This window comes from Variovorax sp. LG9.2, assembly GCF_035018885.1.
Taxonomy (GTDB): domain Bacteria; phylum Pseudomonadota; class Gammaproteobacteria; order Burkholderiales; family Burkholderiaceae_C; genus Variovorax.
In genome coordinates, this window is the sequence record NZ_JASJXB010000005.1 from 192,892 (window position 1) to 217,445 (window position 24,554).

Consider the following 24,554-nt stretch of genomic DNA (forward strand, 5'->3'; position numbering starts at 1 on the left):
CAGGAGCGCTTGCATGGCTCGCATCATCGGCGCCGTCGCCTGTTCGCACACTCCCACCATCGGCTTCGCCTTCGACAAGAAGAAGCAGCAAGACCCGGTGTGGGCGCCCATCTTCGAAGCCTTTGCGCCCGTGCAGCGCTGGCTGGTGGACAGCGCGCCAGACGTCCTTTTCTTCATCTACAACGACCACGTCAGCTCGTTCTTCTTCGATCACTATTCGGCATTCGCGCTTGGCGTTGGGGAGCGGCATGCGGTCGCGGACGAAGGTGGCGGTGAACGCGACCTGCCGGCGCTTGCAGGCCATCCGGCGTTGGCGCAACACATCGGCCGTTCGCTGGTGGCCGACGAGTTCGACATGTCGTTCTTCCAGGACCGGGCTCTCGACCACGGCGTGTTCTCGCCGATGTCGTTGCTGTGCGCGCACGAGCCCGCGTGGCCGATCCCGGTGGTGCCCTTGCAGGTCGGCGTACTGCAGTCGCCGGTGCCCTCGGCGCGGCGTTGCTGGCGACTCGGCCAGGCGTTGCGGCGCGCCATCGAGAGCTACCCGGAAGACCTGAAGGTCGTGATCGTCGCCACCGGCGGCCTGTCGCACCAGGTGCATGGCGAGCGGGCCGGCTTCAACAACACGGCATGGGACGCGCAGTTTCTCGACCTCATCGAGAACGACCCGGTGCGGCTCACCGAGATGACCCAGGCCGAGCTCGCCGCGCTGGGTGGCATGGAGGGAGCCGAAGTGATCATGTGGCTGGTCATGCGCGGTGCACTGTCGTCCAACGTGAAAAAGGTGCACCAAACCTACTACCTGCCTTCGATGACGGGCATCGCCACCGTCATCTACGAAAACCTGGCGAGCGCACCGATCGGCGGCGGGGTCGAACGCCACCGCCGTCACATCGACGAGCAGCTTGCCGGCATCGAGGCGCTGGACGGCACGCACCCCTTCACGCTGGAGACCAGCGTTCGCGCCTACCGGCTGAACAAGTTCCTTCACGGCATGACGCAGCCCGCGCATCGCTCGGCGTTTCTGGCCGACGAGGATGCCGCGTTCGAGGCGGCGCGCCTGACCGCGCAAGAACGGGATCTGGTGCGAGGCCGCGACTGGCGCGGCCTCATCCACTACGGCGTCATCTTTTTCATGCTGGAGAAATTGGGCGCGGTGATCGGCGTCTCCAACCTGCATATCTACGCCGCCATGCGCGGACAGTCGCTGGAAGATTTCCAGCAGACGCGTAACGCGCCCGGCGCGCTCTATTCGGTCGCCGGCAAAGACGCCGCACCGCAAGCCTGGGATAGCAAGGTTCCTCAACCCACCGACAAGCCATGAATCAACTTTTTCGTCGTCATCTTCTTCGCCGCCCCTGGCTCGCCGTCGCCGGTTTGTTGGTGCTTGGCACTTCGCTCGGCATCGCGACCGCCGCGTTGGCTGCGGACGCCTATCCTTCCAAGCCCATCAAGATCCTCGTCGGCTACAGCGCCGGCGGCGCGGTCGATGCCATCGCGCGTTCGGTCGGCCTGCGGATGTCCGCTGTGCTGGGCCAGCCTGTCATCGTCGAGAACAAGCCGGGCGCCGGCACCAACATCGCGGTGAAGTCGCTGATCACCAGTACGCCCGACGGGTACACCTTGCTGCTGGCGGCCAACGCGCTGGCGGTGAATCCGTCGCTTTTCGAGCCGGCCCCGTACGACCTAGACCGTGAAGTGACGCCGATCTCGCTGGTCGGCCGCGTGCCGGTCGTCTTTGCGACCAGCGAGGGTTCCGCCATCAAGACCTTGCCGGAGCTCATCGCAGCGGCCAAGGCCAAGCCCGGCAGCCTGACCGTCGCCACGCCGGGCAACGGCTCTACACCGCATTTGGCAATGGAACTTTTCCAGCACACCGCGGGGCTCTCCCTCCGCCATGTGCCGTACAAGGGTGGCGCACAGGCCATCACCGACGTGATGGGCGGCCATGTCGACGTGGTCGCCATCAACGCGCTCGAAGCGTTGCCGCTGGCCCGGGCCGGCAAGCTCAAGGTGCTGGCCGTGATGAGCGCCGAGCGTTCGGCGGTGCTGCCCGGCGTGCCCACCGTGGCCGAGTCGGGCTATCCAGGCTTCGAGGCCAGTGTCTGGTATGGCTTCGTCGCGCCGGCAGGCCTGCCCAAGCCCATCATCGCAAAGCTGCATGACGCGGTGCAAAAGGCGATCGCATCGCCGGAAGTTCGCGATCAGCTGGCTGCGGCCGGAGGCATACCGTTACCAGGGCCCACGGAGCAGTTCGAGACCTTGCTCAAGGTCGATTCCGCGCGCTACGGCAAGCTGATCCGGGATGCGCACATCAAGCCCGATTGAGATGCCACCCATGCATCGACGCAAGGCCTGCATCTCTGCGCTCGCAGGCGCGCTGGCTTTGGCAACACGTGCCGCGGATGCCCAGGTCGCTGCGCGCCCCTTACCCCTCAATGACGCCATGACGACCACCATTCGCGGCATCTCTTCCATGGCGTCCCGTGCCTTGCTTGCCGACCTGGCCGAAGCCTTTTCGAAGCGTTCCGGCGTGCCGGTGTCTTTCGTGTCGGTGGGTGGCGTCGACGCCGCGCGGCGTATCGACGAAGGGGAGCGCTTCGACCTGGCGGTACTCGACTCGAAGGCGATCGACAAACTGATCGCCAACGGCAAGCTGGACGGCAGCGGCAAGGCCGACCTGTTCCGATCGGATGTCGGCGTCGCGGTGCGCGTCGGCGCCGGGCAGCCGAATATTGCGACGGCTGAAGCACTGCGAAGTGCGGTGCTGGGCGCGGACCGTATCGGTTATTCGACCGGCCCGAGCGGCGTCGAGCTCATGGCGCTGTTCGAGCGCTGGGGCATCGCAGCGGAAGTGAAGGGGAGGCTGGTGCAGGCATCGCCCGGCGTGCCTGTCGGAACATTGCTCGTGAGCGGTGCGGCCACATTGGGGTTTCAGCAAATGAGCGAGATGATCGGGATCCAAGGAATCCAGCTGATCGGCCCGATGCCACCGGAGGCGCGCATCACGACCGTCTTTTCGGCGGCGCCGCTCGCAGGCGGGCAGCAGCCGGCTGCCGTTGGTGATCTGATCCGCTTCCTGGCGTCCGCCGATGCGACGGACGCCAAGCGACGTCACGGCATGGCCGCGGTCTGATCGGGGTACGCGCGGCTCAACTCGACCGGGACGACGACGCTACCACCGCGGCACTCAGGCGCCACCCGGTCGAGCGTTTCGGCGAGCCGTTGGGTCAGCCGCGCCGAGTACGCCTCCCCAGGATGCACCGGGTCCGCCATGTCGGCGGGGTCGAAGTCGACCTGGCTCCAATCGGCGAACTCGACGGCGGTCTCTGCTGCAACGCGCCGCGCTGTGGTGTCGTACTCGTCGCGCAGGGCCATGCCGCCGACAACATTCGAAATGCCAGTGATCACCGCCGTGCGGCGTTGCGCCTTGACATGCAGGACCATGGCCCGCAGCGCTGCTTCGTAAGGGTAGCCTTTGCCGGCATCGTTCATGCCGTATTGCAGGACGACGATGCGGCTCGCAAGATGGATGTTCGTGAACTTCATGGCCTCGGCATATGCGCTCGCGCCGGGCATCGTGCGGTCCGTGACTCCATATCTGGGGCGCAGTCGCCGGAGCATCATGCCGGGTGGATCGGGCCAGCGGTTCAGGCCGTTGTGGGCGCCCCAAAGGATGGAGTCGCCGTAGAGGGCGACCGAGCAATCTGGCAGTTGGCCGGTCGCCCCGAGCTCCCACGCTGCGAGCCGGGGCGCATTGAAGAAGCAGCCTTGCAGGCCGAGGAGTAGAAGAAAGCTGCCCGTCAGCGCGAACCACTGAACATAAGCCCGACGCCCCAGCGCGTGAAGTTCAAGCGCCGGGCGCCGCGAGTTTTCCCATGTGTCCATGCGCCCATGCTCATGTCCAAATGAAGAGGAATATTGGCGACAGGCATCCGAAAGGTCGCCAGGCGCGACGCGTTAAATGTCTTCGAGCAGCGGGTACGGCAACGGCTCGACTGTGAGCGCCGGCCCGCTCGCAGTGCCGGCGTGCAGACCACCGGCGTCCAGCGCGGCGATTTGCATCGAGATCAACGCCGACCAGCCGCCGTCGGGCGCTGGCGCGACTTGCGCGACGGTCCCGACGGATTGTTCTGCATCCGACGCGCCGAACACCTCGTCGCCGACTGCGACCGCGCCATCGGCCTGAACCAAGTAAGCGCGGCGCTTCAGCGTGCCGCGGAACTGGCTGCGCGCCACGATCTCCTGGCCGGGGTAGCAGCCCTTCTTGAAGTTGACCCCGCCGACCGACTCGTAGTTGAGCATCTGCGGCACGAAAGCTTCGACCACCGGCGTGGTCAAGGTCACGATGCCGCTGCGGACTTCGCTCCATTGCCAGAGGCCCAAGTCGAGCGGTGTGCCGGTGGGCGCAGCGCTGTCGGACGGTGCGATCCACAACGCGCGCGGCACGCCGTCGGAGGGGTAGAGCGACACCAGGCTGACCTCGGTCAACGCGGCGCGCTGGCCGGGCGCTGCGGCCGGATCACCGCCGTTGCCGGCAATCGCAGTGCCAGCCAGACCGTAAACAACGAACTCAGCACTTGCATCCGTCAGCTTGGCTTTGGCGCGCATCACGAACATCGACAGGCGCTTGAGCGTTGCAGCCAGGATGTCCTTGCTGCACACCAGCAGGATGGTTTCGGGCTGCGGCTTGATACCGATGAAGCTGGCGATCATCCGACCCTTTGCGGTGCACAGCGCTGCGAGGCGCGCTTCGCCCGCGCCGAGGAGCGCGAAGTCTTGCGTCAGCTGGCCGTGCAAGAAGCTGGCGGCGTCGGGGCCTTCGGCACGGATGACGCCGAGGGTGGAGAGCGCGGGGGTTACCCCATTGAGAACGACAGAGGTCATGGCTGAATTATCATGGCCGACCCTGTTCCGCTCGACCTGCAGGGCCAACCCATGCGACGCTTTTTTCTGACTATTTTTCTGCTGGGCGCCTTCGTTGCGCTGGGGGCCGGCGCGTGGGCTTTGTGGTGGGTCAACCAGCCACTCAAGTTACCGGCGCCTTCGGTCGATCTGTCGGTCGAACCGGGCACCACGCCGCGTGGCATCGCACAAGCCGTGGCAGACACCGGCGTCGAAGTCCAGCCGCAATTGCTTTACTGGTGGTTTCGCTTTTCGGGGCAAGACCGGCAGATTCGGGCGGGCAGCTACGAGTTGGAACGCGGGCTCACGCCACGCACCTTGCTCGCGGTGCTGGTGCGCGGAGAAGAAGCCACGCGAAGCGTCGTGCTGGTCGAAGGCTGGAACTTCCGGCAGGTGCGCTCGGCGCTGGCCAAGTCCGAACAACTCAAGGCCGACACGATGGGCCTCACCGACGACGCCCTGATGGTCAAACTCGGCAAACCCGGCGTGCACCCTGAAGGCCGCTTCTTTCCCGACACCTACACCTATTCCAAGGGATCGACCGACGTCGCCCTGCTGCAACGGGCAATGCGCGCCATGGACAAAAAGCTGGAAGCCGCCTGGGCCGCCCGCGCCACCGATGTGCCGCTGAAATCGGCCGATGAGGCACTGATCCTGGCAAGCATTGTCGAAAAAGAGACAGGCAAAGCCAATGATCGCGCCGAAATCGCGGCGGTATTCGCGAATCGGCTGCGCGTCGGCATGCCGTTGCAGACCGACCCGACCGTGATCTACGGGCTCGGCACGGGCTTCGCCGGCAACCTGCGCAAGCGCGATCTGCAGGCCGACACGCCCTGGAACACCTACCTTCGCACCGGCTTGCCGCCCACGCCGATCGCGATGCCGGGCAAGGCCGCCTTGCTTGCCGCGGTGCAACCGGCGCGCAGCCGGTCGCTCTATTTTGTTTCGCGCGGCGATGGCACGAGCCAGTTCAGCAGTTCGCTCGACGAGCACAACCGCGCGGTCAACAAGTACCAGAGAGGCGGTCAATGAGCGGTTTGTTTTTGACGCTGGAGGGCATCGACGGCGCCGGGAAATCCAGCCACATCGATGCGCTGGCAGTTCTGTTCAAGGCACAGGGCCGCACCATAACGCGCACGCGAGAGCCTGGCGGCACGCCGCTCGCGGAGACGCTGCGCGGCCTGATCCTCGAGCAGCCGATGGATGCGCTGACCGAGTCCCTGCTGGTCTTCGCGGCGCGACGTGATCATGTGCTGAAGGTGATCGAGCCTGCGCTGGCACGTGGCGATGTAGTGCTGTGCGATCGGTTCACCGATGCGACCTTCGCCTATCAGGGAGCGGGGCGCGGGTTCGATACGACGGTGCTGTCGACGCTGGAGCGTTGGGTGCAAGGCGGTCGCGCGGATTTGGGCGGGGCGAGCAGTGCAGGCAACGCACTCTTGCAGCCCGACATCACGCTCTGGTTCGACCTGGCCCCCGCCATCGCCGCAGAGCGCCTGGCTGGCGCCCGCGTGCCCGACAAGTTCGAGTCGCAGCCGGTCGAATTCTTCCGGCGCGTGGCAGCGGGCTATGCCGAGCGCGCAGCAGGCGCCGAGCGCTTCGTTCGCATCGACGCCAGCCAGGGGCGCGACCAGGTCTGGCAGCAGATCGAGGCCGCATTGTTCGATCGCGGACTCATCACCAGAAGTACGGGCGCATCGATATGAGCACCCAAAAACCTGTCGCTACCGGTGTCGGAAACCCAGCACCCGTTCTGTCGCCCTGGTTGCGCGTGCCGCTCGCCGATCTGCTTCGACAACGCGGCCACGCCTGGCTGCTGCAAGGTGCATCGGGACTCGGCCAGTACGAACTCGCCTTGGCGCTCGCCTCGGCCTGGCTGTGCGAGGAGCCCAAGGATGACGGCACCGCCTGCGGCCACTGCACCAGCTGCCACGCTATCGAGGTTCGTACCCACGCCGACCTCTGCGTGCTGATGCCGGAGGTCGCGATGATGGAACTCGGCTGGCCGCTGGACGAAAAGTCGCAGTCCGACATCGACGATAAAAAACGCAAGCCGAGCCGCGAGATCCGGGTCGAGGCGATGCGCGACGCGGTCGGCTTTGCCCAGCGCACCAGCGCACGCGGTCGCGGCAAGGTCGTGCTGGTGTATCCGGCCGAGCGCATGAACCACATCACGGCCAACGCACTGCTGAAAACGCTGGAAGAGCCGGTCGGCGATATCCGCTTCGTGCTCGCCAGCGAGGCCGCGTGGCAGCTGCTGCCGACCATTCGCAGTCGCTGCCTCGGCTTCACGCTGCCGTGGCCGGAGGCGTCGGACGCCCACGCCTGGATGGTCGCGCACGGCGTGCCGGATGCCGATGTCGCTGGCCTGTTGCGTGCGGCCGGCGGCCGGCCTTCGAATGCGCTGCGGCTGGCGCAAAGCGGTCGCTCGCCGAAGGCCTGGTCGTTGTTTCCCAAAGCCATGCTGCGAGGGGATGTCAGTGCGCTTGCGGACCATGCACCCGCGCAGGCCATCGACGCGCTGCAAAAGGTGTGTCACGACCTGATGGCCACGGGCTGCGGTGCCGCGCCCCGTTTCTTCGAGACGGCCGACCTGCCGGCAGTGCCCTCGCACATCGCGTTGGCGCGCTGGTCGAAGTCGCTCGCGAATGCGGCAAAAACCGCGGATCATCCGTTCAACGCCGGCTTGATGCTCGAGGCCCTTGTGAGCGAAGCACGAAGCACCCTAAACTCCGCCGCACAACGCCCATGAATACACCCTTCATTCCACCATCCGCCGGGTTCAGCGGCACGGCAGCGACAGGCCCGGCCCGGCCCAGCGTCATCCAACTGGCGATCAAGGAAAAGGGCGCGCTGTACGCGGCCTACATTCCGCTGTTCGCCGAAGGCGGCATCTTCATCCCGACCTCGCGCGAGTACCGGCTGGGCGACGATGTCTATGTGCTGCTCACGCTGCCGGACGATCCGCAGCGCTATCCGGTGGCCGGCAAGGTCGCCTGGATCACACCGGCACGCGCGGCCGGCAATCGATCACCGGGCGTCGGCATCCGCTTTCCGTCGGACGACAAGTCGCGCCAGCTCAAGGCGCGCATCGAAGAAGCGCTCGGCGGCACGATGGCATCCGACCGCGCTACGCAAACGATCTAAGCGCGCCGACCCGCGCCATCAGCGTCGCGGTGATCGGCGCGGTCTTCTGCGGTTGGCGACAATCGGGGCATGTTCACCGACTCGCACTGCCACCTTACGTACCCCGAACTCACCGAGCAGATGCCGCAGATCCGCGCGGCCATGGCCGAAGCGCAGGTCGATCGGGCGCTCTGCATCTGCACCACCCTTGAAGAGTTCGCCGAAGTCCAGGCACTGGCTGCGCGCTACGACAACTTCTGGGCCAGCGTCGGCGTGCATCCGGACAACGAAGACATCGCCGAGCCGAGCGTCGCCGATCTGGTCGAGCGCGCCGCCTTGCCAAAGGTCATCGCCATCGGCGAAACCGGGCTCGACTATTACCAGATGGAAGAGCGCAAGGGCGGCCGCAGCGTCGCCGACATGGAATGGCAGCGCGATCGCTTTCGCGTGCACATCCACGCCGCGCAGCAAACGCGCAAGCCGCTGGTGATCCACACCCGCGAAGCCTCGGCCGACACGCTGGCGATCCTGAAGGAGGAGGGCGAAGACGCCACCGGAAATGCCGCCGGCGGCGTCTTCCATTGTTTTACCGAAACGGCCGAGGTGGCGCGCGCCGCCCTCGACCTCGGTTTCTACATTTCGTTCTCCGGCATCCTGACCTTCAAGAAGGCGCAAGACCTTCGCGACGTGGCCGCCTTCGTCCCGCTCGATCGCATGCTGATCGAAACCGACAGCCCCTACCTCGCCCCGGTACCGTACCGCGGCAAGACCAACAACCCGTCGTATGTGCCTTTCGTGGCCCGGCAGATCGCAGCGTTGCGGCAACTGCCGATCGAAGCCATCGCCAAGGCCACGAGCGACAATTTCGAAACTCTTTTCAGCGGTGCCAAAGCCGCCGTCTTTAAATGAAGTATCACTTTAAACAAGCGCTGTATCTTGTTGGTTTCTATTGTTCTTTTTCAGCGCATGCTGGCTCGTTCGATGACTTTTTCAGGGCTGTGCGTGGCGACAACGCAAGCGGCGTCTCCGATCTGATAAAACGCGGTTTCGACCCCAACACCAAGGATGAAAAAGGCCAGACCGGCCTGTTGATCGCCATGCGCGAGCCATCGCCGCGCGTCATCGAGGTACTGATCGCTTCGCCCAAAACCAACGTCGAAGCTCGCAACGCGCAGGACGAAAGTCCGCTGATGATGGCGGCGCTCAAAGGCCAGCAGGACATCGTCGCCAAGCTGATGGCTCGCGATGCCGACGTCAATAAACCGGGCTGGACGCCGTTGCACTATGCGGCCTCTGGCGGCAACGTCGAGATCATGAAGAAGCTGCTCGAGGCCTTTGCCTTCATCGACGCGCAGTCGCCCAACGGCACCACGCCGCTGATGATGGCCGCGATGTACGGCTCGTCGGACAGCGTGAAACTGCTGCTCGACGAAGGTGCCGACACTGCGATGAAGAACCAGCAGGGCATGACGGCCCTGGACTTCGCGCAGCGCGGCAGGCGGCCAGACGCGGTCGGGCTGATCACCGCGGCGATGCTGGCCAAGCCGGTTGTGAGGCCGCCGGCAACCCCTGTCGACAAGCCAGCGGCCACCGAGGGGAAGTGGTGAAGCAAGGATCAGCAATGGAGACAGAACAAACGGACTTCCCCGCAGCGCAAGACGTCGCCGAATGGCTCACGAAGCAGCACGCCGACAGCCGCCGCTTCGAGCCCTTCGCCGCCGCCCGCGGCATTCGGACGATGCCCGATGCGTACCGCGTGCAGGACCGTTTCAACGCCCTCCGTTCAGCGAGCCGCGCCGTTTCACGCGCTGGCTACAAGATCGGCCTGACATCGACCGCCATGCAGGCGATGTGCGGCATCGACACGCCCGTAGCGGGCGTCGTGTTCGCCGACCGCGTTCATGCTTCGGGCGCCGTGCTCAAGCCTTCGGCTTACGGCCGCTTCGGCATCGAGTTCGAGATCGCGGTGCGCATCGGTCGCGATCTGGCGCCGTCCGATCGTTCTGGTCAACCCGTCACGCTCGCGGAAGTCGTTGCGGCCATCGACGGTGTCGCGCCGGCCATCGAAATCGTGGACGACCGGGGTTGCGACTACAAGACGCTCGACATGCTCTCGCTGGTTGCCGACAACGCCTGGAACGCCGGCATCGTCGTAGGCACCTTCCAGTCGAGCTGGCCTGATCTGGCGTCGGTCGAAGGCAGCGTCATTACCGAAGACGGCAGCGTCCTCGATACCGGACGCGGCGCCGACGTGCTCGGCAATCCGCTGCTGTCGGTGGTGTGGCTGGCCGAGCATCTCGCTGCGAGCGGAGGCAGTCTGCGGAGCGGCGACATCGTGATGACGGGCAGCATGGTCACCACCAAGTTCCCGAGCACGTCGGGGCGTTTCCGCTTCGAGGTTTCAGGGCTGGGTTCGGTCGAGGTGCAGGTCGACGCCGGATGACTTCGAGTGGGTCGAGACCATTCCCAAGACACGGGCCTAACGCCCCCAGCGCAGCACCAATGGATCCAGTCTGCGAGCAGACTCCAGCAGCCCTGCGCGCACTGCAGGATGCATCGCAGGGAAGGGATGGCGCGGTGCCTCGCAGGCGATGACGCCGCCTTCCTGCATCAGCACCTTCGCGGTGAGGATGCCGCCTTGGCGGTTCTCGTAGTTGATGAGCGGCAGCCATTGTTGGTAGGCGGTTGCCGCATCGTCGCGCTGTCCGGCACGCCAGGCATCCATGATCTTGCGGATGCCGTCCGGATAGCCACCGCCGGTCATCGAGCCGGTTGCGCCGGCGTCGAGGTCGGGCAGCAAAGTGATGGCTTCTTCGCCGTCCCACGGGCCTTCGATCGCATCGCCGCCGAGCTTGATCAGCTCTCGCAGTTTGGAGGCCGCGCCAGCCGTCTCGATCTTGAAGTAGCGCACATGCTCGATCTCCCGGGCCATGCGCGCCAAGAAAGGCGCCGACAGTACGGTGCCGCTGACCGGCGCGTCCTGAATCATGATCGGGATGTCGATGGCATCGGACAGCGCAGCATAGAACTCGAAGATCTGTGCCTCTGGCACCCGCAGCGTGGCGCCGTGGTACGGCGGCATCACCATCACCATGGCGGCGCCTGCATCCTGCGCGCGGCGGCAGCGCTCGGCACAGATGCGCGTGCCGTAGTGCGTGGTGGTGACGATCACCGGCACGCGGCCCGCCACATGCGTGAGGATGCAGCGCGTGAGCACCTCGCGCTCCTCGTCGGAGAGCACGAACTGCTCCGAGAAATTCGCCAGGATGCACAGGCCATCGGAGCCCGCGTCGATCATGAAATCGACGCAACGCTTCTGGCTTTCCAGGTCCAGCTCGCCCTGCTCGGTGAAGGTGGTCGGGACCACGGGAAACACGCCTTCATAGCGCCTGGATTTTGTCGATGTCATAGGTTCTTTCGGAACGAGAACGGACCAGAACGAAAACGGGGTTCAGGCAGTGCTTGTCAGCCGTGTACCAGCCGGCGAGTCAAACCCAGCCTCCATCCACCACGAAGTCTTGTGCGGTACACATCGCACTGTCGTCTGCCGCCAAAAAAAGCGCCATGCGAGCGATGTGTTCGGCCAACAGCGGACGGTTGATGCACTGACCTCGCGCGATGTCTTCACGCGCTGCATCGTTGACCCAGAGGCGAACCTGTTTTTCGGTCATCACCCAACCCGGGACCAGCGTGTTGACGCGGATGTTGAACGGGCCTAGGTCGCGCGCCAGGCTGCGTGTGAGTCCCTGCACGGCGGCCTTGGACGTGGTGTAGACCGGCATGCCGCCCTGTTTGAGCATCCAGCTGATCGAGCCGAAGTTGACGATCGACCCACCGCCTGCCTGCCGCATGTCGCCGGCGACGTTCTGTGCCGCGAAGAACTGGTGCTTCAGGTTGACGGCGACGCCCGCATCCCAGCTCGCGGGCGTGGTGTCTTCGATGCGATGGCGCCGGTCGTTGGCTGCGTTGTTGAGCAGCACGGTGATCGGCCCGAAGCGGCCGCGCACGGCGTCGATCGCTGCATCGAGGGCGGCGATGTCGGTGACGTCGGCAGGGCAGAAGACCGGTGCGTGCGCAGCGCCGGCAAGCGTCGTTGCGAGTGCCTTGCCAGCGGCCTCGTCGATGTCGACGAAGCCCACCTTGGCGCCCTGCATCACGAACTCCTCGACCAAAGTGGCACCGATGCCGGTGGCACCGCCGGTGATGAGGACGGTGCGATCGGCAAGGCTGGGATAGCGGGCGTGGTCGGTCATTGCGGGGCCTGCGCGGTGGCGCGATAGAGTAGGGCGGCCGATTATGTAGTCTTACTTAATCTCGTCAAAGGGCGAGACATAGGGGTTTGTACTGAAACAATCGATCAATTAGTCTGACTATATTTCTTGGCTCACCTATTCACGAAGGTTCCCATGTCGAAGTCGCCCGTCAAGCTCAGGTCCGCCGAATGGTTCGGAACCACCGACAAGAACGGGTTCATGTACCGCAGCTGGATGAAGAACCAGGGCATCCCGGACCACGAGTTCCACGGCAAGCCGATCATTGGGATCTGCAACACCTGGTCGGAGTTGACGCCGTGCAACGCGCACTTCCGCAAGATCGCCGAGCACGTGAAGCAGGGCGTGTTCGAAGCCGGCGGATTCCCGGTGGAGTTCCCGGTTTTTTCGAACGGCGAATCAAACCTGCGACCGACCGCCATGTTCACCCGCAACCTGGCGAGCATCGATGTCGAGGAGGCCATCCGTGGCAACCCCATAGACGGCGTGGTGCTGCTGGTGGGGTGCGACAAGACGACGCCCGCATTGCTGATGGGCGCCGCCAGTTGCGATATTCCGGCAATCGCCGTCACCGGCGGGCCGATGCTCAACGGCAAGCACGAAGGCCGCGACATCGGCTCCGGCACCGCCGTGTGGCAACTGTCCGAACAGGTGAAGGCCGGCACCATCACGCTGCACCAGTTCATGTCGGCAGAGGCGGGCATGTCGCGCTCTGCCGGCACTTGCAACACGATGGGCACCGCATCGACGATGGCCTGCATGGCGGAGGCGCTCGGCGTGACCCTGCCGCACAACGCCGCGATTCCCGCGGTCGATTCGCGCCGCTATGTACTGGCCCACATGTCGGGCATGCGCATGGTCGAGATGGTGCGCGAAGACTTGCGCTTGTCGAAGCTGCTGACGCGCCAGGCTTTCGAGAATGCGATCCGCACCAATGCAGCAATTGGCGGCTCGACCAACGCCGTGATTCATTTGAAAGCCATCGCCGGACGCATCGGCGTCGAGCTCGCACTCGACGACTGGACCACCGTGGGGCGCGGCACGCCGACGCTGGTCGACCTGATGCCGTCCGGCCGTTTTCTGATGGAAGACTTCTATTACGCAGGCGGTCTGCCGGCCGTGCTCCGCCGCATGGGCGATGCCGGACTGCTGCCGCATCCGGGCGCGCTGACCGCGAACGGGTCGAGCCTGTGGGACAACGTCAAGGACGCGCCGATCTACAACGACGAAGTGATCCGCCCGCTCGATCGCCCGCTGGCCGCGGACGGCGCGATGTGCGTGCTGCGCGGCAACCTGGCGCCACGGGGTGCCGTGCTGAAGCCCTCGGCGGCAACGCCGGCATTGCTGAAACACCGCGGCCAGGCTGTAGTCTTCGAGAACCTCGAAGACTACAAGTCGCGCATCGCAGACCCTGAACTCGCCATTACCCCGGACTCGGTGATGGTGCTGAAAAACTGCGGCCCCAAAGGCTATCCCGGCATGGCCGAGGTCGGCAACATGGGCTTGCCGGCAAAGCTTTTGGCGCAGGGCGTGACCGACATGGTCCGCATCTCGGATGCGCGCATGAGCGGCACAGCGTACGGAACGGTGGTGTTGCACGTCTCTCCGGAGGCCCGTGCCGGCGGCCCGCTTGCCGTGGTGCGCGAGGGCGACTGGATCGAGCTCGACGCGATGCAAGGGCGCCTGCACCTGGACATCTCCGAGGCCGAGCTCGCATCGCGACTGACCGCATGGCAGGCGGAGCAACGACCCGATCCGGCCGATGCGAGTGGCTACCGCAAGCTCTATGTCGAGCATGTGCTGCAGGCCGACGAAGGCTGCGACTTCGACTTTCTGGTCGGCCAGCGCGGCTCGGTCGTGCCGCGGCATTCCCACTGAGCCACAGCGCGACAGCGCAACAGCGCAACAGACAGCCATAACAATTTCAGGAGACAGCACCATGGACGGCATCCAGATCGTCGGACTCGACAAACCCGTACGAATTGCCGCCGAAATGAAAGGTTCTCACAGCGCCCCGGGATATCACCAGCCGCCGGACCGCAAAAGCATGCACTCGCAGATCGTCCGCGATCTGGGCATGCGCATCGTCTCCGGCGAGTACCGGGTCGGCGACCGTTTGCCGATGGAGGCGTCGCTCTGCGCCACCTACGACGTCAGCCGGCCGGTGTTGCGGGAAGCGACGCGAGTGCTGGTCGCCAAAGGGCTCGTGCTTTCCAAACAGCGTGCGGGTGCCATCGTGCGGCCACGCAACGAGTGGCATCTGCTCGATCCCGACGTTCTGTACTGGCTCATTCAGGCCAAACCACAACCCGAGTTCGTGCAAACGCTGCTGACGGTGCGACGGATCTTCGAGCCGGCGGTGGCGGCACTTGCGGCCAAGGTGGCCAGCGACGAAAGCCTTCAGGGCGTGGCGGAGGCCTATGCCGGCATGGAAGCCGCAAAAACGATAGACGAACTGCTGGAGCCCGACCTGGCGTTCCACCGCCGCATTGCCGAGGCGACCGGCAACGATCTGCTGGCGTATATCGGCAACATGTTGTCGCTGGCGTTGCGCGAATCGATCAAGCTCAGCAGCAAGCTGCCCAACACGCATTCGCTGTCATTGCCGCGGCACAAGGCCATCCTCACTGCCTTGCTCAGCCGGGACTCTCTGGCTGCGCGCCAGGCAACGTTGCTGCAGCTCGAAGAGACGAGGGGAGATCTGTCGGTCATTCTCGATTCGGGGATCGATCTGGCGTAGACCAGCTATGGCGTTCGAACCAGTCTTGAACGGCTGGGGATGGCTAAAACGAAGCGGTCGCCCAGTCAGAAAGACGTTCGAACAGCGTGGTGGGCGGTGCATCGCGTTTCATAGCCGACGACGCGCTGCTTGCGCGCCAGGCTGCTACCGATTCGATCGCAGCGGCGATGCGCTCGGCGTTGCCACTGACGTCCTGACCACTCCGACGAAGTGAGCCGGCGATGGCTCTGAGTTCTCCGGGTGCAAGACGTTTGGTACTGCGCAAGTAGTCCGACAAGGTCAGCACTTTCTTAAAGCGTTGAAATTGGTTGGCGATGGGAAAGCGCGCACGGTGCATGTAACTAATTGTAGTTAGTTTTTGTTTTCTGTCGAGCCGTTGAGTCGAATCATGGCGGCGAACCCAATCAGAAATAATACAATGTATATTATGTTAAATGCCAATTGCGGAAGACGATCGATGCGCACCTGATCGATCCGGCTTCGGGATTCACTGGATTGACCAAGTCATCCCAGGTTCGGATCATGGCCAATGGTCCGACTGCTGGCGATTCTCCTTAGTGCCCTTGTCATGGGCGGCCTGGTCTACGTCTTTGGCGCGTTCGTGCTGTTGGTCATGCCCTTGATCCTCATTGCCATCGTGTTCGCTGAAACGCATGGCCGTCGACAGTCGCGCCAGATGTCTCGCAAGAAGCCAATGGAAACTGAAACCTCTACGACTTCGACAGAGCGCTAACCCGGTAACGCTTTGGCCAAGGAGGCGCGCGAGTTCCTCGCCGGCTGCAACGACACGATCTATACGACGTCGGTCGAAGGCGTCATCAACACCCGGGACGGCGACATTCAATCCTGGAACTGCTGGTCGTCTATCTGCGGTAGCTTGGTGTCTCGTAGCGGGCACGGGCCACGATCTCGAGTGACGCCACGCGGGAACGCTCGACCAACAACGGTTTCTTCCACTCATCGGCGACCTTGTTTCGCTCCGCGACAATTTTTCGAACGAGCAACTTCGTTCCGACCGCCAGCACGAGCGGCCAGCACAGCAGCAACCCCGGACCGACCTCGTCGACCAGGCGCGCCACTCCATAGCCGCTCGCCGATGCCACGACAACGGCTGCGATCGGTAACAGGCCAACGGCGAAAACAATGGCCCAGACTTTGAACCCGATGGCAGTTGCTGTGTAGTGCGGCAGGGTTCCTGACCACGGCTCGGTGTCGTCGAAGGCCGCGCTTCGATCGAATGTCGTCCGGTAGGAAACCGCCCGCTGAGCGCGTTCGACGGGTCGAGAACTCACTCGAGGCCACCTGTTAATCAGGAATCGTTTCATAGCTCACATCCTCCGGATCGGTAGAGTGCTACGCGTGCCAGTGCTCCCGGTTACTAACTCGACGTTCCAGCAAGGCCGAAAAGCGTATTCAGCAGTGTCGGCACTTACGGAACGCGGCACAGCGCGGAAGCGCACACAACCGCGATGGTCGGCCGTTCAAAGTCCAACTGACGGCCGTCGCTTCTTTGACCATCACATAGCACCGTCGCACGACGGCCAGCTACCAGCCGTACCCTTTAGTCGTACAGTGCCTTCGCCTCGACCTCGTACGCGGGATAAGACGCCTTCATCACCGCCCCGTTCAGGATCATTTCCGCCACCAGCGGCCGCGATGCCACCGTACCGTCATAGACACGCGTGCGTATCCAGACCGACTCGGTGCGCGCGCTCTCGCTCAGGGCGACGATCTCTCGCTCCAACTCGTAGTCCTGGTCGACGAACAGCGGCCCCGCGATCAAGCGGATTTCTTGTCCCGCGAACAGTCCGACGGCTGGCTTGCGACCGCTCAGGCCGGACTCACCCGACGTGCTGCCGAGCAGCACGCTGATCATTTCCATCGGAATGATGGCGCGGCCCCATGGCGATTCGGCCCCGTGTTCGCGCGTGTACCAGGCACAGGGTTCCGTGATGACCGCGAGCTTGTCGGCGAGCGTGAAGGGATAGTGGTCGCCCATGTGCTGATCGAACCCCATCCGGATTTTTTCGACCGCAGCACCCTGCTGCCCCACCTTCAGGTCGCGGTTGATCACAAGCCCTGTGGCCGGTCGCAGTTTGGCGATGCGCTGTTGAATCTCATGCGGCACATCGGTCGCATCGCCCACCGAGGCGGTGCCGGTCAGCACCGGTGTCCCGTCGCGCTTCTCTGCGTGGATACGCACCAGACGCGGCGACCCTTCTTCAGGCGACAACGGCAGATCGACAAAGGCACGCACCTCTTCGCCTTCAACCACCATGTTCTGGTAATGCGCGCTGATGCAGCCAGTCTCGAACCACGCCTGGCCAAAGACGTGGAACAGCAACGGGTCGAACTGGCTGAAGTGCGTCGGCCCCTCGATCGGGCCAGCGCGAAGGCCCAGGCCCTCGGCCATGGCATCGTCGTGGATGGATTTGTGCCCGTCGTACTTTTGATCGGCCAGCATCTGGCGCGGCGTGCGCAGTGCACCGCAGAGAGTCGGTGATTGAGTGAAGGGTTTGGTCATGATGTTTCCAGTGCGTTTGCCGCCATCGTAGTCGGGGCCCGATGTCCGCGGACCCACTGTCCCGCCCTTAAAAAACCTTGCCGGGATTCAGCACGTTGTGCGGGTCGAGCGCTGCCTTGATGCGCTGCATCAAGGCAATCTCCTCCGGCGATCGAGTGAACGACAAGAACGGCTTCTTGACGAGCCCGATGCCGTGCTCCGCCGATATCGTGCCGCCCATGCTGCGAACCATTTCGTAGACCAGGACATCGACTTCGGCATGCGGCTGATGCGCGCCCGCAGAAGGTACGTTGACGACGACATGCAGGTTGCTGTCACCGATGTGCCCATAGCAAAGCACGTGCGCGTCCGGCCACTGCGCCTTGACCTCTCGCTGCACGCGATACACCGCCTCGCCCATCAGTGTCGTCGGCAAGCCGATGTCGAATCCGATCACCGCACCGAGCACTTTCGGATACTCCGAGACGCTGTCGCGGAGGGCCCAGAGTTCCTTCGCGTCACGTTCAGACGCACCGATCACCACATCGGTGAGGGCGCCCTCCTCCAGCAAGGCCGAAAGACACGCCTCCAGGTGCGCCGATTCGCCCTCTTCCCTAAAGCCGCTCGCCTCGATGAGCACGTAGACGCCGTGTGCCTCGGCAAAGGGTTTGCGCAGTTGCGGCAGGCCGGCCGTCATGCAGTCCACGAAGCTCGGCCACATCACTTCGAAAGCTGAAAGAGACGGGCCGAGCTTGGCGCGTGCGGTCTTCAGCAAGGTCAGTACGGCCTCGTAGTCGCGGCAGCCGCACATCGCCGTGGCGATTGAAATTGGCTTGGCCTGCAGGCGCAACACGACGCGCGTGATGATGCCGAGCGTTCCTTCCGATCCGATGAACAACTGCTTGAGGTCGTAGCCGGCGTTGTTCTTGATCATCTTGTTGAGCGAGCTGACGATGGTTCCGTCGGGCAATACATATTCGAGCCCGAGCACCTGATCGCGCGCCATGCCGTAGCAGATGACCCGATTGCCACCGGCATTGGTGGACAGATTGCCGCCGATGCTGCAGGAGCCACGTGCACCAAGGTCCAGCGGAAAGTACAGGCCGGCTGCTTCCGCCGCATCCTGTATCTCCGAAAGCCGCGTGCCGGCCAGCACCGTCATCGTACCCATCACCGCATCGATTTCCTCGACGCCGCTCATGCGTTCGAGCGACATCGCCACGCCGCCGGCGACCGGTTGCGCACCGCCTGCCAGCCCGGTGAGGCCGCCCTGTGGGACGAGCGCGATACGCCGCTCGTTGCACAGCGCCATCGCAATCGAGACGTCCTGTGTCGTCCTCGGCCGCACCAGCGCCAAGGGCTGAACCGGCGCGAGCCCGCTCCAGTCATGCCAGTACTTCGGCTCGATCGCTTCGCCGAACGTCACTGTGTTGTCGGGCAGCGCGGATTGGAGTTCGAGTTCGAAGGTAATTGGCATGGTGTTCAGGCTGTTTCGGTAGAGGCCGGCACCGGCGGCCATGCGGTGGCCGGATCGGCGGGCGGGACGGAGGCGAGCAGCAAGCGGGTGTAGGCGTGTTGCGGGTTGGCGAAGACCTCGTCTGTCCTGCCCTCTTCCACGACCTTGCCGGACTGCATGACGATGACGCGCGAGCACAGGTAGCGCACCACGGAGAGGTCATGCGATATCAGCAACAAGGCGATGCCGTGCTCGCGCCCGAGTTCAAGCAGCAGGTTGAGAATCTGCGCCTGGATGGACACGTCGAGGCCCGACACGATCTCGTCGGCCACCACCAGCCGCGGCATCACGCACAGCGCACGGCCGATGTTCACCCGCTGCTTTTGACCACCCGACAGCTGACTGGGAAATCGCTCCAGCGCATCGGACGCCAGGCCGACGTCCTGCAGCAACTGCGATGCGCGCTCCTGCCTCGGCAATCGTTGCAACGCACCGGGGATGTGACCGACCTCGTACGCTTGCGTCAACAAGCGAAACACGCTGCGCCGCGGATTGAGTGCCGAGTGCGGGTCCTGAAAGATCATCTGCACGTGCTCGCGGGTCAGGCGCTGCACGGTCGACGCGGCCTTGGCGCGGTCTTGCCCTTCGATCAGCAGCTCACCGGCGGTGATGTTCTCTGCGCCGACGATCAGCCGCGCGACAGAAGTCTTGCCGCTGCCGCTTTCGCCGACGATGCCGACGAACTCGCCCGGCTGGACTTTGAGCGACACCTGGCTCACTGCATCGGTGTGCACCTGGCGCTGGCCCAGCAGGCCGCGGCGCGCGGTGTAGCGCAGCGTGACGTTGCGCAGCTCGACGAGGGGTGCCGCAGTCGGATCGCCTTGCGGTGCGCGCCAGTTGGCGCTGCCAGCGGCGCTTGTTGAATCGTCTACGGAGGCGACGACATGCGGCGCCACTTCGCACGTATCGGCACAGCGCACCCAATGACCCGGCGAAGACTCACGTAAAGCGCGCACGCCGACTTCGCAGGTCGCATTGCGCGTCGGGCAGCGTGCCGCGAATCGACAACCGCCGAGCGTCGCCAATGCCGAGAGTCCCGGCATCTGACCCCCGAGCATCGGCAGCACCCGCTGAATGCCGTGCACATCGGGCGTCGCATCGTGCAGTGCCCAGGTATACGGATGGCGCGGCTCGCGCAACACGTCTGCGGCCGGTCCGTATTCGACTTGCTCTCCTGCGTACAGCACCGCGATGTCGTCGCACACGTGGGCGGCGAGCCGCAGGTCGTGCGTAATGAGAATGACGGCTGTCTCGTGCTGGCGCTGTTGTTCGGCAAGCAGCGTAAGGATGTGCGCTTGGCTCACTACGTCGAGCGCCGTGGTGGGCTCGTCGGCAATGATCAGCGCAGGATTGGCCACGAACGCCATCGCGATCAACACGCGCTGGCACTGCCCTCCCGACAGTTCATGCGGATAGCGGCGGACCATTTGCTCGGGGTGCGGCAGCTTCACGGAAGCCAGTTGCGCGACGATCAAATCCTTGCGCCGGCTGGCGGCAATGCCCAGCAGCATCAGGTGCTCGTCGAAGGTCTGGCCGATGGTCAACACCGGGTTGAGCGCGGTCAACGGCTCTTGCGGAATGAAGGCGATGCGCCGTCCGAGCAGGCCGCGCCATTCGCGCGCGCCGAGCGACAGCAGGTTCTTGCCGTCGAAGTCGATTCGGCCCTGCGTCACCGCGAAGCCCGGCGGCGTGTGGCCCGCGATCAGGCGACCGATCATGCTCTTGCCGGCACCCGATTCGCCGACCAGTCCGAGCACCTTGCCGCGCTGCACCGACAGCGTGATGTCGCGCAGCAATTCGACGGGTTTGCCATCGACCCGCGTGGTCAGCGTGAGGTTCGAGATGGACAGCATCGTCATTCGCTCCGTGTGCGCAAGCGCGGATCGAGCGCAACGCGGATTCCGTCACCCAACAGGTTGCAGCCGAGCACGGTAACGACGATGCAGGCGACCGGCACCAGCATCACCCACGCGGCGCTCTGCATGTCGCTGCGCGCATCGGCCAGCATCTGGCCCCAGGTCGTGATGTCCGGCGGCACGGAAAGGCCGATGAAAGACAGAGTCGCCTCCACGATGATCGCGATGCCCATCTCGATGGAGAACAGCGTGATCATCAGCGGCACCACGGTGGGCAGCACCTCGCGCAACATGGTGCGCAGGTGCGTGAAACCGATGAGCCGTGCGGCCAGCACGTAGTCGCGGCGCCGCGTCACCAGCACGTCGGCCCGCACCACACGAGCGAAGCGCGTCCAGTCGACCAGCACGACCGCAAGGATCACTTTGTCGACGCCAGAGCCGAGCCCTACCAGCAGGATCAACGACAGAACGACCGGCGGAAACGACATCCACAAATCGACCACGTAGCTGATGCCGCGGTCGATCTTGCCGCCGAAGTAGCCGCCGACAACTGCGAGCGTGCTGCCCAGCAGCATCGCGCCGAATGCGGAAACGATCGCCACCAGCAGCGCCACACGGGCACCGTAGACAGCACGCGACAACACGCAGCGACCCAGGCTGTCGGTGCCCAGCGGAAAAGAAGCGTCGCCTTCTGCCGACCACATCGGCGGCGAAAGCATGTGCAGCAGGTCTTGCTCCAGCGGATCGTGCGGAGCGACCCACGGTGCAAAGAGCGCAGCCAGAACGACGAGCAGGAGAATGCCGCCGCCGATCAGCACGCGCGGCTGCGAGGCCAACTGCCTGAGCGCACCGCGCTGCTTTGCAGAGCGACTCACAGCGGCGGGCATCGACACTGGCGCCGGTGATTGCGTCACAGATTCCTCAACTTCGGATTCAGCAAGGCATACAGCACGTCGACGACAACCGTAATAGCCAGCATCAGCACGCAGAAGATCAGCGAGATGCCCTGGATCAACGGCAAGTCATTGCCGCGAACCGCCTGCACCATCAGATTGCCCAGGCCGGGGAAGCCGAAGATCATTTCGACCAATAGCGCGCCGCCGAACAGGAAGCCGAACTGCACACCGATCATGGTAATCGTCGGCAGCGCGGCGTTCTTCAGCATATGGCGCCAGAGAATGCGGGTCTCAGACAGTCCGCGAAGTCGCGCAACTTCGACATAAGGCTCGTTAGCGGCATCGATCAGCCCGGAGCGGAGCACACGGATGACCAGCGGCGCAAAGCTCAACGCGAGTGCGAGTGCAGGCAAGAAGAGATGCGACAGCGCGCTCAGCCAGGCCTGAAACTGCCCGGTAACGAGCAGGTCGATCAAGGCGAATCCGGTAATGCCCGGTAGCGTCACTTCTTGCCCGACGCGGCCGCTGAACGGCAGCACCGGCCAGAGCACACCGAAGACGAGAATCAGCAACAGGCTCCAGAGGAACGACGGAATCGACTGAAGCAAGGTGACGACCAGGTCGGCCGCCGTCTCGCGTTTGCGCTTGTAGAGCACATAGGCGATGACGCCGCCGGGAATGCTGATCATCAATGCCAGCACCAAGCCGACCATGGCCAGTTCGATGGTCGCCGGCAGTGCAGTCACCATCAAGCCGACGACCGGCTGGCGGAAGTTGATGGAGTTGCCGAGACTCCCGCGCGCCGCATCCCAGAGCCAGATCAGGAACTGGACAGGGATCGGTTTGTCCATGCCCATCTGCTGCCGCAACGCTGCTGAATCCGCTGCGGTGGCCGACGGCGGCAGCATCATCGCCAGCGGATCGACGGGCAGCAATCGCAACACCACGAACACCACGAGCGACAGCAACAGCAGCGTGGGAATCGCCACCAGCAGTCGGCGAATCACGATGGTGGAAACGAGTTGGAACACAGGGGCGCGCGTGCCTTGTCAGCGGTATTTGTATTCGACCGGCAACACGTAGCCGTTGTCGAACAGCACCGGCTGCAGCGTCGACGAATACGCGACAGTCGCCACGCCTTGCAGCAGCGGGATCGCCCACGATTTCTCCGAGGACTCCGCGTTGAGTGCCTTGTAGCCAGCCATGCGCTTGGCCTCGTCCACTTCGGTCATCAGCCCGTCGATGCGTGGCGCGAGTGACATGTCTTTCCAGGTCGCGAAGCGCAGGCGCGGGTCGAAGATTCGGCCTGCATAGTTCTCCGGATCGCCCGTGCTGTTGGCCCAGCTGTAGAGCAACACGCCCGTCAGTTTGCCGTTCTGCGCAGCTTCGACGAGCTTGGCCGGTGTAGTTTCTTCGATCGTCGCGTTGATGCCGACTGCCTTCCACATCTGCGCGATGGCGCGTGCCATGTCGAAGTCGTTGGGGAAGGTGCCATTGGTGCTGAGCAGCGTCAGCGCGACCGGATTGCTCGTGCTGAAGCCGGCGGCCTTCAGCTCCTCGATGGCCTTGGCCTTGTTGAATGGAAACTGGAAGTCGCTGAACGACGGCGTGCCTTCCGGCGTCATCACCGACAGCGGCTTGGCCACGCCGCCGTAGAAGGCCTTGGACAACGCGGCCTTGTCGATCGACAGGTGCATCGCGTTGCGCACATGGTCGTTCTCGAACGGCTTCACGTAGTTGGGAATCCGAAGCATGTAGACCTCGGAGAACGGATAGATCTTTGTGACGATGCCGGTCTTGGTGGCGAGACGCTGGACTTCGCGCATCGGCAACTGCACCGCCATCGCCGCCCTGCCCGACTCCACAAGCGCCACGCGCGCCGATGGCTCCGGCACGATCAAAAAGGTGACCTGCTTGATGGCAGGCGCAGCACCCCAGTATTTGTCAAAAGCCTCCAGCACGATACGCGAGCCGCGCTGATGTTCGACCATGCGGTAAGGGCCGGCGCCTATCGGCTTGGCGTTGAAGCCCTCGGCACCGACCTGGGTCATGTAGGCCTTCGGCACGATGTACATCGCCAGGAAGCCCAGGTAGATCGGCCCCGCCGGCGTCGGCCGGCTGTAGACCAGCACGCCTTTGGTGGGCGACTGCACTTCCACATCGGCCAGCGTGTTGAACATGCCACCGACCAGCAACTTCTTGTCTGCCTTCGGGCGTTCGGACAGGCTGTACTTGACGTCGTCCATCGTCATGCGCGAGCCGTCGTGGAACAGGATGTCGTCGCGCAACGTGATCTCGAGTCGCGTCGCTTTGTCGTCGAGCCAGCGCCACTGCTTGATCTGGCGCGCCTCGAGCTTCAAATGTTGTGAGTAGCGCAGTGGCGAATCGAACACCGTGTGATAGATCGCCTGGATCGTCGGGATGGACAAGGCGCCCGGGTCCCACGTGGGCACGTCGACCGGGTACGCGATGGCCAGGTTCGACTTGTCGGTAATCTGCGCATTGGCCAGGTCCCACGGCAGCACGCTGCCGGCCCCCACGGTGAGCGCGCCCAGTACGAAGCTGCGGCGCGATGGTTTCAAAGACGACGGTGCAGCCAGAGACAGTGCTGCGTCTGTCGGGGTTCCCGAGCTCAAGAAATCGTTCATGAAAGTTCTCGCTGATTGGTCTGAAGGAACCGATGGGAAAACGCTTGCAAGCATCGCGCCACTGAAGCGCCCAAAGAGGCGATTGGACAAATG

Annotated in this window: 25 protein-coding genes; 13 read left to right on the forward strand and 12 right to left on the reverse strand. The window is 64.1% G+C overall.

Features of this window, described 5'->3' with window-relative positions:
• Positions 1-13 precede the first annotated feature (13 nt).
• From QN413_RS07490 to QN413_RS07500, 3 genes are all read left to right on the forward strand, one after another.
• Positions 14-1,324, forward strand: coding sequence for a gallate dioxygenase (locus QN413_RS07490; protein WP_323495987.1), 1,311 nt, complete (start codon positions 14-16; stop codon positions 1,322-1,324).
• The gene (locus tag QN413_RS07495) at positions 1,321-2,328 is read left to right on the forward strand and encodes a tripartite tricarboxylate transporter substrate binding protein (RefSeq protein ID WP_323495988.1); all 1,008 of its coding nucleotides are present in this window, start codon (positions 1,321-1,323) and stop codon (positions 2,326-2,328) included. The genes QN413_RS07490 and QN413_RS07495 overlap by 4 nt, the downstream gene beginning before the upstream one ends.
• A gap of 118 nt (positions 2,329-2,446) precedes the next feature.
• The gene (locus QN413_RS07500) at positions 2,447-3,136 is read left to right on the forward strand and encodes a substrate-binding domain-containing protein (RefSeq protein WP_323496064.1); all 690 of its coding nucleotides are present in this window, start codon (positions 2,447-2,449) and stop codon (positions 3,134-3,136) included.
• Here the strand turns inward: QN413_RS07500 and QN413_RS07505 are convergent.
• Positions 3,115-3,888, reverse strand: a complete 774-nt coding sequence (locus tag QN413_RS07505) for an SGNH/GDSL hydrolase family protein (RefSeq protein WP_323495989.1) — start codon at positions 3,886-3,888, stop codon at positions 3,115-3,117. The genes QN413_RS07500 and QN413_RS07505 overlap by 22 nt on opposite strands.
• A gap of 72 nt (positions 3,889-3,960) precedes the next feature.
• The gene (locus tag QN413_RS07510) at positions 3,961-4,887 is read right to left on the reverse strand and encodes a folate-binding protein (protein ID WP_323495990.1); all 927 of its coding nucleotides are present in this window, start codon (positions 4,885-4,887) and stop codon (positions 3,961-3,963) included.
• A gap of 51 nt (positions 4,888-4,938) precedes the next feature.
• Here QN413_RS07510 and mltG point away from each other — a divergent pair, with 51 nt between their 5' ends.
• The 7 genes from mltG (at position 4,939) to QN413_RS07545 (ending at position 10,474) form a co-directional block, all read left to right on the forward strand.
• Positions 4,939-5,937 (forward strand): endolytic transglycosylase MltG, encoded by a 999-nt coding sequence (gene mltG / locus QN413_RS07515; RefSeq protein WP_323496065.1) that lies wholly within the window; start codon positions 4,939-4,941, stop codon positions 5,935-5,937.
• On the forward strand, positions 5,934-6,611 hold the full coding sequence (tmk, locus tag QN413_RS07520; protein ID WP_323495991.1) for a dTMP kinase: 678 nt from the start codon (positions 5,934-5,936) through the stop codon (positions 6,609-6,611). Before mltG ends, tmk begins: the two co-directional genes overlap by 4 nt.
• Complete coding sequence (locus QN413_RS07525) at positions 6,608-7,657, forward strand: DNA polymerase III subunit delta' (protein ID WP_323495992.1); 1,050 nt, start codon at positions 6,608-6,610, stop codon at positions 7,655-7,657. Before tmk ends, QN413_RS07525 begins: the two co-directional genes overlap by 4 nt.
• Positions 7,654-8,052 carry a PilZ domain-containing protein gene (locus QN413_RS07530; protein WP_323495993.1) on the forward strand — a complete coding sequence of 133 codons (399 nt, stop codon included), beginning with the start codon at positions 7,654-7,656 and terminating at the stop codon, positions 8,050-8,052. The genes QN413_RS07525 and QN413_RS07530 overlap by 4 nt, the downstream gene beginning before the upstream one ends.
• Positions 8,053-8,121: 69 nt before the next feature.
• Positions 8,122-8,940, forward strand: coding sequence for a TatD family hydrolase (locus QN413_RS07535; protein ID WP_323495994.1), 819 nt, complete (start codon positions 8,122-8,124; stop codon positions 8,938-8,940).
• Positions 8,937-9,638, forward strand: coding sequence for an ankyrin repeat domain-containing protein (locus tag QN413_RS07540; RefSeq protein ID WP_323495995.1), 702 nt, complete (start codon positions 8,937-8,939; stop codon positions 9,636-9,638). The genes QN413_RS07535 and QN413_RS07540 overlap by 4 nt, the downstream gene beginning before the upstream one ends.
• A gap of 14 nt (positions 9,639-9,652) precedes the next feature.
• Positions 9,653-10,474, forward strand: a complete 822-nt coding sequence (locus QN413_RS07545; protein WP_323495996.1) for a 2-keto-4-pentenoate hydratase — start codon at positions 9,653-9,655, stop codon at positions 10,472-10,474.
• 36 nt (positions 10,475-10,510) lie between these two features.
• On the opposite strand, the gene QN413_RS07550 is transcribed toward QN413_RS07545, so the two are convergent.
• Both QN413_RS07550 and QN413_RS07555 read right to left on the reverse strand, forming a co-directional pair.
• A complete protein-coding gene (locus QN413_RS07550) occupies positions 10,511-11,440 on the reverse strand; it encodes a dihydrodipicolinate synthase family protein (protein WP_323495997.1) in 930 nt (309 codons plus the stop codon).
• Positions 11,441-11,519: 79 nt separating this feature from the next.
• Positions 11,520-12,284, reverse strand: a complete 765-nt coding sequence (locus QN413_RS07555) for an SDR family oxidoreductase (RefSeq protein ID WP_323495998.1) — start codon at positions 12,282-12,284, stop codon at positions 11,520-11,522.
• Positions 12,285-12,437: 153 nt separating this feature from the next.
• Here QN413_RS07555 and QN413_RS07560 point away from each other — a divergent pair, with 153 nt between their 5' ends.
• Both QN413_RS07560 and QN413_RS07565 read left to right on the forward strand, forming a co-directional pair.
• A complete protein-coding gene (locus QN413_RS07560) occupies positions 12,438-14,180 on the forward strand; it encodes an IlvD/Edd family dehydratase (protein WP_323495999.1) in 1,743 nt (580 codons plus the stop codon).
• A 115-nt stretch (positions 14,181-14,295) separates the two neighbouring features.
• The gene (locus QN413_RS07565) at positions 14,296-15,042 is read left to right on the forward strand and encodes a FadR/GntR family transcriptional regulator (protein ID WP_323496066.1); all 747 of its coding nucleotides are present in this window, start codon (positions 14,296-14,298) and stop codon (positions 15,040-15,042) included.
• A 43-nt stretch (positions 15,043-15,085) separates the two neighbouring features.
• Here the strand turns inward: QN413_RS07565 and QN413_RS07570 are convergent, their stop codons facing one another.
• The gene (locus tag QN413_RS07570; RefSeq protein ID WP_323496000.1) at positions 15,086-15,379 is read right to left on the reverse strand and encodes a hypothetical protein; all 294 of its coding nucleotides are present in this window, start codon (positions 15,377-15,379) and stop codon (positions 15,086-15,088) included.
• Positions 15,380-15,571: 192 nt separating this feature from the next.
• Between QN413_RS07570 and QN413_RS07575 the strand changes: the two genes are divergently transcribed.
• On the forward strand, positions 15,572-15,775 hold the full coding sequence (locus QN413_RS07575) for a hypothetical protein (RefSeq protein ID WP_323496001.1): 204 nt from the start codon (positions 15,572-15,574) through the stop codon (positions 15,773-15,775).
• Between the two features lie 130 nt (positions 15,776-15,905).
• On the opposite strand, the gene QN413_RS07580 is transcribed toward QN413_RS07575, so the two are convergent.
• The 7 genes from QN413_RS07580 to QN413_RS07610 all read right to left on the reverse strand — a co-directional run bounded on the left by QN413_RS07580 (position 15,906) and on the right by QN413_RS07610 (position 24,461).
• Positions 15,906-16,367, reverse strand: a complete 462-nt coding sequence (locus QN413_RS07580) for a hypothetical protein (RefSeq protein WP_323496002.1) — start codon at positions 16,365-16,367, stop codon at positions 15,906-15,908.
• A 236-nt stretch (positions 16,368-16,603) separates the two neighbouring features.
• Positions 16,604-17,566, reverse strand: coding sequence for a hypothetical protein (locus QN413_RS07585; protein ID WP_323496003.1), 963 nt, complete (start codon positions 17,564-17,566; stop codon positions 16,604-16,606).
• Between the two features lie 67 nt (positions 17,567-17,633).
• On the reverse strand, positions 17,634-19,022 hold the full coding sequence (locus QN413_RS07590; RefSeq protein WP_323496004.1) for an FAD-binding oxidoreductase: 1,389 nt from the start codon (positions 19,020-19,022) through the stop codon (positions 17,634-17,636).
• Positions 19,023-19,027: 5 nt separating this feature from the next.
• A complete protein-coding gene (locus QN413_RS07595; protein ID WP_323496005.1) occupies positions 19,028-20,920 on the reverse strand; it encodes an ABC transporter ATP-binding protein in 1,893 nt (630 codons plus the stop codon).
• Positions 20,917-21,831 carry an ABC transporter permease gene (locus QN413_RS07600; protein WP_323496006.1) on the reverse strand — a complete coding sequence of 305 codons (915 nt, stop codon included), beginning with the start codon at positions 21,829-21,831 and terminating at the stop codon, positions 20,917-20,919. The genes QN413_RS07595 and QN413_RS07600 overlap by 4 nt, the downstream gene beginning before the upstream one ends.
• Positions 21,828-22,844 carry an ABC transporter permease gene (locus tag QN413_RS07605; RefSeq protein WP_323496007.1) on the reverse strand — a complete coding sequence of 339 codons (1,017 nt, stop codon included), beginning with the start codon at positions 22,842-22,844 and terminating at the stop codon, positions 21,828-21,830. The genes QN413_RS07600 and QN413_RS07605 overlap by 4 nt, the downstream gene beginning before the upstream one ends.
• A gap of 18 nt (positions 22,845-22,862) precedes the next feature.
• Positions 22,863-24,461 (reverse strand): ABC transporter substrate-binding protein, encoded by a 1,599-nt coding sequence (locus QN413_RS07610; RefSeq protein ID WP_323496008.1) that lies wholly within the window; start codon positions 24,459-24,461, stop codon positions 22,863-22,865.
• Between the last annotated feature and the right edge of the window lie 93 nt (positions 24,462-24,554).

Coding starts and splice junctions, on each gene's coding strand:
- QN413_RS07570 (WP_323496000.1), bottom strand. CDS start 15,379: ATGCACCGTGCGCGCTTTCCCATCGCCAACCAATTTCAACGCTTTAAG.
- QN413_RS07585 (WP_323496003.1), bottom strand. CDS start 17,566: ATGACCAAACCCTTCACTCAATCACCGACTCTCTGCGGTGCACTGCGC.
- QN413_RS07540 (WP_323495995.1), top strand. CDS start 8,937: ATGAAGTATCACTTTAAACAAGCGCTGTATCTTGTTGGTTTCTATTGT.
- QN413_RS07560 (WP_323495999.1), top strand. CDS start 12,438: ATGTCGAAGTCGCCCGTCAAGCTCAGGTCCGCCGAATGGTTCGGAACC.
- QN413_RS07500 (WP_323496064.1), top strand. CDS start 2,447: ATGACGACCACCATTCGCGGCATCTCTTCCATGGCGTCCCGTGCCTTG.
- QN413_RS07545 (WP_323495996.1), top strand. CDS start 9,653: ATGGAGACAGAACAAACGGACTTCCCCGCAGCGCAAGACGTCGCCGAA.
- QN413_RS07595 (WP_323496005.1), bottom strand. CDS start 20,920: ATGACGATGCTGTCCATCTCGAACCTCACGCTGACCACGCGGGTCGAT.
- QN413_RS07590 (WP_323496004.1), bottom strand. CDS start 19,022: ATGCCAATTACCTTCGAACTCGAACTCCAATCCGCGCTGCCCGACAAC.
- mltG (WP_323496065.1), top strand. CDS start 4,939: ATGCGACGCTTTTTTCTGACTATTTTTCTGCTGGGCGCCTTCGTTGCG.
- QN413_RS07490 (WP_323495987.1), top strand. CDS start 14: ATGGCTCGCATCATCGGCGCCGTCGCCTGTTCGCACACTCCCACCATC.
- QN413_RS07495 (WP_323495988.1), top strand. CDS start 1,321: ATGAATCAACTTTTTCGTCGTCATCTTCTTCGCCGCCCCTGGCTCGCC.
- tmk (WP_323495991.1), top strand. CDS start 5,934: ATGAGCGGTTTGTTTTTGACGCTGGAGGGCATCGACGGCGCCGGGAAA.
- QN413_RS07555 (WP_323495998.1), bottom strand. CDS start 12,284: ATGACCGACCACGCCCGCTATCCCAGCCTTGCCGATCGCACCGTCCTC.
- QN413_RS07610 (WP_323496008.1), bottom strand. CDS start 24,461: ATGAACGATTTCTTGAGCTCGGGAACCCCGACAGACGCAGCACTGTCT.
- QN413_RS07575 (WP_323496001.1), top strand. CDS start 15,572: ATGGTCCGACTGCTGGCGATTCTCCTTAGTGCCCTTGTCATGGGCGGC.
- QN413_RS07565 (WP_323496066.1), top strand. CDS start 14,296: ATGAAAGGTTCTCACAGCGCCCCGGGATATCACCAGCCGCCGGACCGC.
- QN413_RS07505 (WP_323495989.1), bottom strand. CDS start 3,888: ATGGACACATGGGAAAACTCGCGGCGCCCGGCGCTTGAACTTCACGCG.
- QN413_RS07580 (WP_323496002.1), bottom strand. CDS start 16,367: ATGAAACGATTCCTGATTAACAGGTGGCCTCGAGTGAGTTCTCGACCC.
- QN413_RS07530 (WP_323495993.1), top strand. CDS start 7,654: ATGAATACACCCTTCATTCCACCATCCGCCGGGTTCAGCGGCACGGCA.
- QN413_RS07535 (WP_323495994.1), top strand. CDS start 8,122: ATGTTCACCGACTCGCACTGCCACCTTACGTACCCCGAACTCACCGAG.
- QN413_RS07525 (WP_323495992.1), top strand. CDS start 6,608: ATGAGCACCCAAAAACCTGTCGCTACCGGTGTCGGAAACCCAGCACCC.
- QN413_RS07510 (WP_323495990.1), bottom strand. CDS start 4,887: ATGACCTCTGTCGTTCTCAATGGGGTAACCCCCGCGCTCTCCACCCTC.
- QN413_RS07550 (WP_323495997.1), bottom strand. CDS start 11,440: ATGACATCGACAAAATCCAGGCGCTATGAAGGCGTGTTTCCCGTGGTC.